This window comes from Microbacterium enclense (genome assembly GCF_001456955.1).
Taxonomy (GTDB): Bacteria; Actinomycetota; Actinomycetes; order Actinomycetales; family Microbacteriaceae; genus Microbacterium; species Microbacterium enclense.
On record NZ_KQ758468.1, the window covers coordinates 297,075 to 308,737 of the forward strand.

7 protein-coding genes are annotated in these 11,663 nt (G+C 70.8%); 4 read left to right on the forward strand and 3 right to left on the reverse strand.

All coding sequences use genetic code 11. The features are described 5' to 3' along the window. The first annotated feature begins 94 nt into the window (after positions 1-94). Positions 95-1,894: a DUF8094 domain-containing protein gene (locus tag AS029_RS04815; protein WP_058231452.1), complete on the forward strand. Its 1,800-nt coding sequence runs from the start codon at positions 95-97 to the stop codon at positions 1,892-1,894. Next, complete coding sequence (locus AS029_RS04820) at positions 1,891-2,832, forward strand: tetratricopeptide repeat protein (protein ID WP_058231453.1); 942 nt, start codon at positions 1,891-1,893, stop codon at positions 2,830-2,832. The genes AS029_RS04815 and AS029_RS04820 overlap by 4 nt, the downstream gene beginning before the upstream one ends. Positions 2,833-2,904: 72 nt before the next feature. Here the strand turns inward: AS029_RS04820 and glgB are convergent, their stop codons facing one another. The 3 genes from glgB to glgX all read right to left on the reverse strand — a co-directional run bounded on the left by glgB (position 2,905) and on the right by glgX (position 9,271). Next, positions 2,905-5,043 (reverse strand): 1,4-alpha-glucan branching protein GlgB, encoded by a 2,139-nt coding sequence (gene glgB / locus AS029_RS04825; protein ID WP_058231454.1) that lies wholly within the window; start codon positions 5,041-5,043, stop codon positions 2,905-2,907. Next, positions 5,040-7,007 (reverse strand): alpha-1,4-glucan--maltose-1-phosphate maltosyltransferase, encoded by a 1,968-nt coding sequence (locus AS029_RS04830; protein WP_058231657.1) that lies wholly within the window; start codon positions 7,005-7,007, stop codon positions 5,040-5,042. Before AS029_RS04830 ends, glgB begins: the two co-directional genes overlap by 4 nt. Positions 7,008-7,192: 185 nt before the next feature. Beyond that, positions 7,193-9,271 (reverse strand): glycogen debranching protein GlgX, encoded by a 2,079-nt coding sequence (gene glgX, locus AS029_RS04835; RefSeq protein WP_058231455.1) that lies wholly within the window; start codon positions 9,269-9,271, stop codon positions 7,193-7,195. Positions 9,272-9,319: 48 nt separating this feature from the next. On the opposite strand from glgX, the gene AS029_RS04840 reads away from it, so the two are divergent. Continuing rightward, on the forward strand, positions 9,320-10,504 hold the full coding sequence (locus AS029_RS04840; RefSeq protein ID WP_058231456.1) for a cysteine desulfurase family protein: 1,185 nt from the start codon (positions 9,320-9,322) through the stop codon (positions 10,502-10,504). Between the two features lie 9 nt (positions 10,505-10,513). Continuing rightward, positions 10,514-11,611 carry a tRNA 2-thiouridine(34) synthase MnmA gene (gene mnmA / locus AS029_RS04845; protein WP_074615849.1) on the forward strand — a complete coding sequence of 366 codons (1,098 nt, stop codon included), beginning with the start codon at positions 10,514-10,516 and terminating at the stop codon, positions 11,609-11,611. Positions 11,612-11,663 lie beyond the last annotated feature (52 nt).

An 11,663-nucleotide genomic window follows, 5' to 3' on the forward strand; every position in this document is an offset into this window, starting at 1 on the left:
GACGGGCCTCGCCGCGAACTTTCAGCCGCCCTCGGATAGTCTGAAACGTCGATTCTTCGGCGGTCCCGAGCCGCCGGTGGGGATGGTGTGAAGCGTGAGATTCGTCTGGGCTGTGGTGGCGTTCGTCATCGCCGCCGTCATGATCGGTGCCGGTATCGCCCAGAGGACGGTGTTCCAAGGGCCGTCCGAGACCACGGCAGCCGTGCAGACCGAGGGGACGACCGCGTACACGCTCGTCGACGGCGCGCTCCTGACCAGCGTCCCGGGCGCGCAGACGCTCAGGGTCGAGGGCGATGGCCAGGTCTTCGCCGCCTACGGCCGCACGCCCGACGTGGAGGCCTGGTTGTCCGACGTCGAGTACACCTCGGTGACGGTCGACGCCGAGGGCGTGGTGCGGACGACGGAGGTCGAGCCGACCGCGGAGGGAACGGCCGAGGCGACGGCCAGGAGCCCGATCGACTCCGACCTGTGGCTCGACGAGTACGAGCAGACGGGAACGCTGTCGGCCACCCTGCAGCTCCCCGGCGACATGAGCGTGCTGATCGCGTCAGACGGCACCGCTCCCGCGCCCGCCAACGTCAGCGTGACCTGGCCCATCGACGACTCCACCCCCTGGGCCGGACCCCTGATCGTCGGCGGGGGCATCGTGCTGCTCGCGGGGCTCGTGCTGTACCTGCTCGGCATCCGCCATGTGCGGCGCTCCCGTCGTCCGCGGCGCAAGGGGCTGCCGCTGCCCGCGACCGAACCGATCAGCACCGTCGACGGCGGCGCGGCGAAGGGTGTCATCAGCGACAGCCCGGCCGGACGCGGAGCGCGCGTGCGCGGCGCGCTCGGCGGGCGCCGTGCGCTCGTCGCCGTACCCGCTCTCGGGGTGTCGGTGGCGCTCCTCGCCGGGTGTTCCGCCGACGCCTGGCCGCAGTTCGCAGCTCCCGAGTCGCCCAGCCCGACCCCGACGGTCGTGGTCCCGGAAGGACAGTTCCCGCCCGCCGTCACCGAGGCGCAGGCGCAGCGCATCGTCTCGCGCGTGTCGTCGACGGTGGCGCAGGCCGACGCCGCCCTCGACGCGACCGCCGTCGCGGAGCGTCTCTCGGGCCCGGCACTGGCCGAGCGCCAGACCAACTACAAACTGCGCGCGGCGATCCCCGACCGCGCGGCCCTTCCGGCCATCCCGGCGGAACCCGTGCAGATCGTGCTGCCGCAGACCACGGGCACGTGGCCGCGCACGCTCATGACCGTCGTCGAGTCCGCGGATGCCGCGACGCCGACGACGACGATCATGATGATGACGCAGGAGACGCCGTGGGACCCCTACAAGGCGTCGTACGTCGGCAACCTCGAGGCATCCACCAACCTGCCCGAGCTCGCCGCCGAGTACGTCGGTGCGACGCAGGTCTCTCCCGACTCGAACTTCCTCGTCCTGGCACCCGAGAAGGTCGCCGCGGCCTACGCCGACATCATCAACAACGGACAGAACAGCGCGTCGTGGTCCACGTTCGACACGGCCAACGACCTTCTGCTCGCAGCGATCCAGGACAACAAGACCAAGCGCACCGACGAGCTCAACCAGACCGGTGCGGGCACCGCGGAGATCAGCTTCTCGGCGTCCGCGGGTCCGGCGGCCCCGATCGCCCTGGCCACCCTCGACAGCGGCGCGATCGTCGCCGTCAACGTGTACGAGAGCGACACCGCGAAGCCGACCAATGCCGACGCGGTCATCAAGCTCGACAACAACCCCGCCGTCAAGGCGCTGACCGGCGTCGAGCAATCGGCGACCGGGTTCACCACGACCTACTCCGACCAGGTCTTCTTCTACGTCCCCGGGCAGGGGTCCGACGATCAGATCCGTCTGCTCGGTTACCGATCCAGCCTCCTCGAAGCGAAGGTGTCCCCGTGAGCACTCCCGCCGCCCCCGGTTCCGTCATGCGCGGTGCCGTCGATCTCTCGTCGCTGCGCAACCGCCCGCAGAGCCCCGCACCCGCTGCCGCCCCCGCGGCGGCGCAAGACGGCGGGGCCACCCCGCTCGTCTTCGATGTGACGGATGCCACCTTCGGCGAGGTCCTCGAGCTCTCGCGCACCGTGCCCGTCGTCATCGACCTGTGGGCGGAGTGGTGCGGGCCCTGCAAGCAGCTGAGCCCCGTGCTCGAGAAGGTCGTCACCGAGCTCGGTGGCCGTCTCGTGCTCGCCAAGGTCGACGTCGACGCGAACCCCCAGCTCGCGCAGGGCTTCCGCGCGCAGTCGATCCCGATGGTGCTCGCGCTCGTCGCCGGTCAGCCCGTTCCGCTGTTCACGGGCGCAGTGCCCGAGCAGCAGGTGCGCGACGTCTTCGCGCAACTGCTGCAGTTGGCCGCCCAGCACGGCGTGACCGGGACGGTGCCCGTGGATGGCGCCCCGGCCGCCGAGGCACCCGCCGAAGAGGCTCTGCCGCCGCTGCACGCGGAGGCGTTCGCCGCCATCGAGGAGGGCGACTACGCCCGCGCGATCTCCGCCTACGAGAAGGCCCTCGCCGAGAATCCGCGTGACGCGGATGCGCGTGCCGGTCTCGGCCAGGTGCGTCTGCTCGACCGCGTGCAGGGCTCCGACCTGCAGGCCGCGCGCGCGGCGGCCGCCGCCGAGCCGACGGGGATCGAGGCGCAGTTCCTCGTCGCCGACCTGGACGTCGTCGGTGGACACGTCGACGACGCCTTCGGGCGCCTGCTGGAGCTGTTCGCGGCTCTTCCCGCGGCGGAGCGGGCTCCCGTGCGCGAGCGACTGCTGGAGCTGTTCGGCCTCATCGGCGACGACGACGCCCGGGTCATCCGCGCGCGCACCCGCCTGGCATCCCTGCTCTTCTGATCCGCGATCCCGTCGCGCACGCACGAATGCCCCGTCCTCGGACGGGGCATTCGTCGTTCGTGTGGTGGGCCGTCAGGCGCCGGCGCGGTGGTGGAGCCAGAGCACGCCAAGGGGCGGAAGGGTCAGCGTGGCGCTGCCGCGGCCGTCGGTGGTGACGGCGCCGAGGTTGCCGTGTCCGGAGCCGCCGAACACCTCGGCGTCGCTGTTGAGCACCTCGGTCCACGTGCCCGCTTCGGGCAGGTCGAGCGGGAAGTCGCCGAGCGGCACGCCGGAGAAGTTGCAGACGACCGCGACGGTGTTGCCGTGGTGATCGCGGCGGGCGAAGGCGAGCACGTTCGGGTTCCACGCCGGTGCGCCCAGCCGAGAGAAGGCCGCCCCATCGTGGTCGCGCGACCACAGCGCGGCCTGATCTTTGTAGACGCGGTTGAGCTCGGCGACGAAGTCGTGAAGCTGCCGGTGCGCCGGCTGGTCCAGCATCCACCAGTCGAGGCTGCGCGACTCGGACCATTCCGACATCTGCCCGAACTCCTGGCCCATGAACAGCAGCTGCTTGCCCGGGTGGCCCCACATGTAGGCCAGGAACGCGCGCATGTTCGCGAGCTTCTGCCAGTGGTCGCCGGGCATGCGGCCGAAGAGGCTGCCCTTGCCGTGCACGACCTCGTCGTGGCTGATCGGCAGAATGAAGTTCTCGCTGAACGCGTACACGAACGAGAACGACAGTTCGCCCTCGTGATGCGAGCGGTACATCGGGTCGCGCCCGATGTACTGCAGCGAGTCGTTCATCCAGCCCATGTTCCACTTGAACCCGAAGCCCAGGCCCGCGGCGGAGGTGGGGGCGGTGACACCGGGGAAGCTGGTGGACTCCTCGGCGATGAGGGCGATGCCGGGGTAGCGCTTGTAGGAGGTCGCGTTGACCTCCTGCAGGAAGCGGATCGCTTCGAGGTTCTCGCGACCGCCGAACTGATTGGGCGCCCACTCGCCGTCGTTGCGCGAGTAGTCGAGGTAGAGCATGGATGCCACGGCATCCACGCGGAGTCCGTCGACGTGGAACTCCTCGAACCAGTACAGCGCGTTCGCGACGAGGAAGTTGCGCACCTCGTTGCGGCCGTAGTCGAAGATGAGCGTGCCCCAGTCCTTGTGCTCGCCGCGACGCGGGTCGGGGTGCTCGTACAGCGCCTCGCCGTCGAAGCGGGCGAGGGCGAAGTCGTCTTTGGGGAAGTGGCCGGGGACCCAGTCCATGATGACGCCGATGTTCGCCTGGTGCAGGCGGTCGATCAGGTAGCGCAGGTCGTCGGGGTCGCCGAAACGGCTCGTGGGGGCGTAGTAGCCGGACACCTGGTAGCCCCACGAGCCGCCGAACGGGTGCTCGGAGAGCGGGAGGAACTCGACGTGCGTGAAGCCCTGGGCGCCCACGTAGTCGATGATCTGGTCGGCGGCATCCCGATACGACAATCCCTGCTTCCACGAGCCGAGGTGCAGTTCGTAGATCGACATGGGTCGATCGATCGGTGCGGTGGAGGAGCGGTGCTCGATCCAGGCGTCGTCGGACCAGGTGTAGTCGGATTCCGTGACCACGGACGCGGTCGCCGGCGGAACCTCGGCGAGTCGGGCCATCGGGTCGGCCTTCTCGATCCACTGGCCGCCGCGGGTGAGGATCTCGAACTTGTAGCGGGTGCCCGCTCCGATGCCGGGAACGAAGAGCTCCCACACACCACTGCCGCCCATCGAGCGCATGGCGTTGCCGGCGCCGTCCCATCCGTTGAAGTCGCCGATGACGCGCAGGGCGCGCGCATCGGGGGCCCACACCGTGAAGGCCACGCCGCGCGAGCCGTCGAGTTCGCGCACGTGCGCGCCGAGCACACGCCAGAGCTCTTCGTGGCGCCCCTCCGAGACGAGGTGGAGGTCGAGCTCGCCGATCGAGGGCGCGTGACGGTAGCCGTCGTCGGCCACGTGCTCGGCACCGTCGTAGGTCGCCCGCACGGTGTACGCGCCGGGATAGGCGTCGACACGCGCCTCCCAGATGCCGCCGCGGACGTGCTCGAGGGTGGCGGTGCCGCCGTCGGCGAACTCCGCGACGACGTCGCGCGCGAGCGGCCGCCGGGAGCGGATCACCCAGCCCTCGCCGGTCTCATGCACACCCAGCACGCTGTGGGGGTCGTGATGCGCGCCGTGGGCGACGGCGTCGAGGATCTCGGGGGGAAGCATGGTCATCGGTTCTCCTTGACGTGGAGGATGTGCACGGGCTCGTTGAAGGCGTCGAGACGCACGAAGTTGTGGTCGGCCCAGGTCCAGACCTGGCCGGTCACGAGGTCTTCGACGTCGTACGACGCGCCGGGCTCGATGCCGAAGACGCTCGTGTCGAGGTGGACGGTGGTCTCGCGGGCGGAGTGCGGGTCGACGTTGGCCACGACGATGATCGTGTCGGAGGCCCCGGTCGGCGACAGCTCCGCGGACAGGTGCTTGGAGTAGACGAGGATGGCGTCGTCGTCGCTCCAGTGCACGTCGAGGTTACGCAGCTGACGCAGCGCCGGGTGTTCGCGTCGCGCCGCGTTCAGCATGCGCAGGTAGGGCGCGAGGGAGTGTCCCGAGGCCTCCGCACCCGCCCAGTCGCGGAACTTGTACTCGTATTTCTCGTTGTCGATGTTCTCTTCGGAGCCCGGACGCGCGACGTTCTCGATCAGTTCGTAGCCCGCGTACACGCCGTAGGTCGGAGCGGCCGTCGCGGCGATGGCGGCGCGGATCTTGTAAGCGGGGCGCCCACCGTACTGCAGATACTCGGTGAGGATGTCGGGGGTGTTGACGAAGAGGTTCGGCCGCAGGAAATCGTCGGTCTCGTGCGCGAGCGCGCCCAGGAACTCCTCGAGCTCCTCCTTGGTGTTGCGCCAGGTGAAGTAGGTGTAGCTCTGCTGGAACCCCGCCATGGCCAGGCCCTGAAGGGGAGCAGGCCGCGTGAAGGCCTCGGCCAGGAACACCGCGTCGGGCTCGTCGGCGCTGACGGTGGCGATGAGCCACTCCCAGAACTGCAGGGGCTTGGTGTGGGGGTTGTCGACGCGGAAGATCGTCACGCCCTGCGCGATCCAGTGGCGCACGACCCGCAGCACCTCGGCCCGGATGCCGTCGGGGTCGTTGTCGAAGTTGACCGGGTAGATGTCCTGGTACTTCTTGGGCGGGTTCTCGGCGAACGCGATCGAGCCGTCGGGCAGCGTCGTGAACCACTCCGGGTGCTCGGCGACCCACGGGTGGTCGGGCGACGCCTGCAGGGCGAGGTCGAGCGCGACCTCGATGCCGTTCTCGCGCGCGGCGGCGACGAACGCGCGGAAGTCGTCGAGCGTGCCGAGGTCGGGGTGCACGGTGTCGTGGCCGCCCGCCGCGCCGCCGATCGCCCACGGCGAGCCGGGGTCGCCCGGCTGGGTGACGAGGGTGTTGTTCGGCCCCTTGCGGTTGGTCTCGCCGATCGGGTGGATGGGCGGCAGGTAGAGCACGTCGAAGCCCATGCCGGCGACGCCGGGCAGACGGTCGATCGCGGTGCGGAAGGTGCCGCTGACGACCGAACCGTCGTCGGCGCGCGTGGCGCCCTCGGACCGCGGGAAGAACTCGTACCAGGCGCCCACCCCGGCGCGCTCGCGCTCGACGAGCAGCTCGGCATCGCGGCCCACCGAGACCAGGCCCATCAGGGGGCGGTCGGCGAACATCGCGGCGATCGCGGGGTCGCGCACGATCGAGAGGGCGACGTCGTCGTGCACGTCGGGGTCGCGCAGCGACCGCGCGGCCGCGTAGAGGGCGTCTTTGTCGGCGCCGGGACGCTTCTTCTCGCCGCGCGCGCGATCGAACAGCTGCGCACCCATCTCGCGCATCAGCGCGGTGTCGACGCCGGCCGCGATCTTGAGGTCGGCGGCGTGCTCCCACGTGGCGAAGTCGTCGGCGAACGCCTCGAAGCGGAACCGCCAGACACCCTGTTCGAGCGGAGCGACGAGCGTGGACCACCGGTCGAAGCCGTCGTTGAGGGGGCTCAAGCGGTGCAGCGACTCGTCACCCGACGGTGAGAACAGCCGGACGTTGACGCCGATGCGGTCGTGCCCCTCGCGGAAGGCCGTCACCGTGAACGGCACGGCCTCGCCCACGTAGGCCGACGGACGGAACGCCCCGCCGGGCACGCTGGGATGCGGCAGAGCCATGGGGATGCGCGGTGTGACCACGCGTCGCGACGTCGGCGTCGGTTTGACCGGACGCACGGGAATCGAGGCGGCGCTGCGCCAGGGCAGCTCGGGCGAGAATGTCGTCGTGGTGGCCACGGTCCGAACCTACCGTGGGCCACCGACCTTGCCGCATCGTTTCGTGCGGCCTTGACAGCGGGCGCCGATCAGTCGACGCGGAACAGCCGCATCGACGCCCCCGGGAGGGCGACGACGTCGCCGGGGGCGAACGTGGCGCGGGTGTCGGACGGGGTCTCGTCGGCGCTCGACCAGAGGTCGACGAAGACGGCGTCGTCGAGGTCGGGGAGCACGATGTCGGTGGGGGCCTCGGTGCCGTGGATGACCAGCAGCACCCGGTTGGGCTCCTCGTGCTCGGGTGTCGAGGTGGCGAGGTACTGCAGGGTGCGGTGCGCGGGGTCGTTCCACCGGTCGCTCGACATGGTGCGACCGTTCTCGTCGAACCATTCCATGACCGACGCCGAGGGGATGCGCTCACCGAGCCGCGCGAAGCGCTTCGGTCGCAGGGCCGGGTTCTCGCGCCGCACCTGCAGCAGACGCCGGGTGTGGGCGAAGAGGTCGCGCTGCCAGGGCGCCATGTCCCATGACAACCAGGTCAGGGCGGAGTCGTGGCAGTAAGCGTTGTTGTTGCCGCGCTGCGTGCGGCCCATCTCGTCGCCGGCCGTGATCATCGGTACACCCGCCGACAGCAAAAGGGTTCCCATGAGGTTGCGCATCGCCGTGCGCCGCGTCGCGAGCACCCGCTCGTCGTCGGTCGGCCCCTCGGCTCCGTGGTTGAAGGAGCGGTTCGTGTCGGCGCCGTCGCGGTTCTGCTCGCCGTTGCCGAGGTTGTGCTTGACGTCGTACGAGACGAGGTCGCGCAGGGTGAAACCGTCGTGGGCGGTGACGAAGTTGACGCTCGCGAGGGGCCCGCGCTCCTCGCTGAAGGTGTTCGACGAGCCGGCCAGTCGCGTGGCGAAGCCGCCGATGCCCACGGGCGCGGTGTCGGCGCGGCGCGCGTAGTCGATGTCGCTGAGCCAGAAGTTGCGCACCCGGTCGCGGTACCGGTCGTTCCACTCCAGCCACCCGTCGCCGAAGTTGCCCGTCTGCCAGCCGCCCATGCCGACGTCCCACGGCTCGGCGATGAGCTTCGTGCCCGACAGTGCGGCATCCTCACGAATGGCGGTGAGCAACGGGTGATCGGGGGTGAAGGAGTGCCGCTCGTCGCGCCCGAGGGTGACGGCCAGGTCGAAGCGGAAACCGTCGATCTGCACCTCGTTGGCCCAGTACCGCAGGGAGTCGAGCACGAGGCGCGACGCGGCATCCGTCGAGGTGTTCACCGCGTTGCCGCACCCGGTCTCGTCGATGTAGGCGCCCTCGGCGGTCTGCCGGTAGTACGCGCGATTGTCGATGCCGCGCAGGCTCGTGCGGGGTCCGCCGATGCCCTCCTCGGCGGTGTGGTTGTACACGACGTCGAGGATGACCTCGAGCCCGGCCTCGTGCAGGAGCTTGACCATGCCCTTGAATTCGCGCAGCACCGCCTCGGGCCCGTCGGCGCGGTTCGCGGCGGTCGCGTAGGGCGCGTGCGGGGTGAAGAAGTTGAGCGAGTTGTAGCCCCAGTAGTTCGTCAGTCCGAGCTGGAGCAGTCGCGGCTCGGTCGCGAAGGCGTGCACCGGGAGCAGCTCGACGCTGGTCACGCCGAGGGTGAGCAGGTGCTCGATCATCGCGGGGTGCGCCAGGCCCGCGTAGGTGCCGTGCAGGGCCGGCGGGATGAACGGATGCCGCTTGGTGAGGCCCTTCACGTGCCCCTCGTAGATCACGGTGCGATCCATCGGCACCCGCGGCTTGGCGGAGGCGCCCCAGTCGAACGAGCCCTCGACGACGACCGACCGCCAATCGCCGAAGCTGCCCGAGACGAGGCCGCGCGAGTAGGGCTCGATGAGCAGCGACTGCGGGTTGAAGGTGTGGCCCGCGCCGTGGGGTCCGCCCACTCGGATGGCGTAACGCGCTCCCGGCCGAAGCAACGGGGTGGTCGCCTCGAAGACGCCGTCGCCGACCGGGGTGAGCGGCAGCGTCTCGGTCGCCCAGTCGAGATCGACGTCGTCGAAGATCAGCAGCTGCATCGCATCGGCAGACCCGGACCAGACGCGCAGCGTCCCGCCGTCGGGGCCGAGACGCACGCCGAGGTCGTCGAGAGCGGGGCTCAGCAGAGCGGGGCGGGGTGCGAGGGCGGGCTCGGGTCGGACCATGCGTCTTAGGGTAGTGAAGGCCGCGGACGGCGCGAGAGGGGGCGTAGGGTGCAGGTCTACCTCGATCACGCAGCGACGACGCCGTTGCGCGCAGAGGCCCGTGACGCGTGGCTCGCCGCGCACGAGGTGCTCGGCAATCCGTCATCTATCCATGGCGCGGGCCAAGCGGCGCGTCGGCTCCTCGAAGACGCGCGCGATCAGCTCGCGCTCGTGCTCGGGTGCCAGCCGATCGAGATCGTCTTCACCTCGGGCGGCACCGAGGCGGCCAATCTCGCGCTCAAGGGCCTGTGGTGGTCGCGTCCCGAGGGCGCGGATGCCGTGGTGCTCCCCGACGGCGAGCATCACGCGACGCTGGACGTCGTGGGGTGGCTGGCAGCGGCCGAGCACGCGGCGGTGCGGGCCGTGCGGCTCGACACGCAGGGCCGCATCGATTCCGACGCCTTCTCCACCGCCCTGCCCGGCGCCGCCGTCGCCACGGCCCTCGTCGCCAACAACGAGGTGGGAACGCTGCAGGATGCCGCGGGCCTGGCCTCGGCGGCATCCGAGGCGGGCGTCCCTCTGCATCTCGACGCCGTCTCGGCGCTCGGGCACGTCGCGGTCGACTTCTCCGGCTGGCGTGGAGCAGGCAGCGCGCCCGGGGGACTGGCGGCGATGTCGGTGTCGGCGCACAAGGTGGGCGGCCCGGTCGGAGTGGGCGCCGCGGTCGTGTCGCGGCACGCGCGTCTGACGCCGCTCGTGCACGGCGGCGGCCAGCAGCGGAGCCTTCGCGCGGGCACGCAGGACGTCGCGGGAGCCGCCGCCTTCGCCGCGGCGGCGCGGGCCGCGGAGGCGGAGCGTGTCGCCGAGACCGCGCGACTGAGCGCCCTGCGCGATCGGCTCATCGACGGCATCCGTTCGTCCATCCCCGCGGCTCGACTGCTGGGGGATCCCGTGGAGCGTCTGCCCGGCAACGCGCACGTGCTGTTCCCGGATGCCGCAGGCGAGACGCTGCTGTTCCTGCTCGACATGGCGGGGATCGCGGTCTCGACCGGGTCGGCCTGCCAGGCCGGCGTCGCCGAGCCCTCGCACGTCGTCCTCGCGCTCGGCCTCGACGACCGCGCAGCGCGCTCCGTGCTGCGTTTCACCCTCGGCTACACCTCGACGCCGTCCGACATCGACGCCGTGCTCGCCCGCCTTCCCGACGCCTACGCCCGGGCCGTGGCATCCGGGGCCCGTTCAGGCCGCGCTTCGTAGACTGGACGCATGCGAGTTCTGGCGGCGATGAGCGGTGGCGTCGACTCCGCGGTGGCGGCGGCCCGCGCGGTCGAAGCGGGGCACGACGTGGTCGGCGTGCACCTCGCCCTCTCGCGCGCCGGGGGGACGCTTCGCGCCGGCAGCCGCGGATGCTGCACGATCGAAGACGCGATGGACGCGCGCCGCGCCGCGGACAAGCTCGGGATGCCGTTCTACGTGTGGGACTTCTCGGAGCGTTTCCGCGACGACGTGATCGACGACTTCGTCGCCGAGTACCGTGCCGGTCGCACCCCGAACCCCTGCATGCGCTGCAACGAGAAGATCAAGTTCGCCGCTCTTCTGGAGCGCGCGATCGAGCTCGGCTTCGACGCCGTGTGCACCGGCCACTACGCCACGCTGGTCGACACGCCCGCCGGGCGGGAGCTGCACCGGGCGTCCGACAACGCCAAAGACCAGTCGTACGTGCTCGGCGTGCTGACGGCGGAGCAGCTCGCGCACACCTACTTCCCTCTCGGTTCCACTCCGTCGAAGGCTCTCGTGCGTGCCGAGGCGGAGCAACGGGGGCTGTCCGTGGCGCAGAAGCCCGACAGCCACGACATCTGCTTCATCCCCGACGGCGACACGCGCGGGTGGCTCGCCGACAAGGTGGGTGCCGAGCGCGGTGACATCCTCGACCGCACGGGTGCCGTCATCGGGTCGCACGAGGGTGCGCACGCCTTCACGGTCGGGCAGCGCCGTGGCCTGCAGCTGGGCGTCCCCGCTGCCGACGGCAAGCCGCGTTTCGTGCTCGAGGTACGGCCGGTGAACAACACCGTCGTGGTGGGTCCGAAAGAGGCGCTCGCGTGCGCCGAGATCGCGGGGGAGCGCTTCACCTGGGCGGGCCGTGCACCCTCGGCGGTAGAGTTCGCGTGCGACGTGCAGATCCGCGCGCACGCCGATCCGGTGCCGGCGATCGCGTCGCTGGTCGACGGCGTGCTCACCGTGCGGCCCGACGCCCCGTTCGACGGCGTGGCCCCCGGGCAGACGGCCGTGCTCTACGACGGCACGCGCGTAGTCGGGCAGTTCACGATCGACCGCACGGTGTCGGCGGTGCCGGTCGAAGCCTGATCCCTGCGCGTCCGGGGCGTGCCTGTGGGGCGGATCCTGCTCGCTCGCCGCG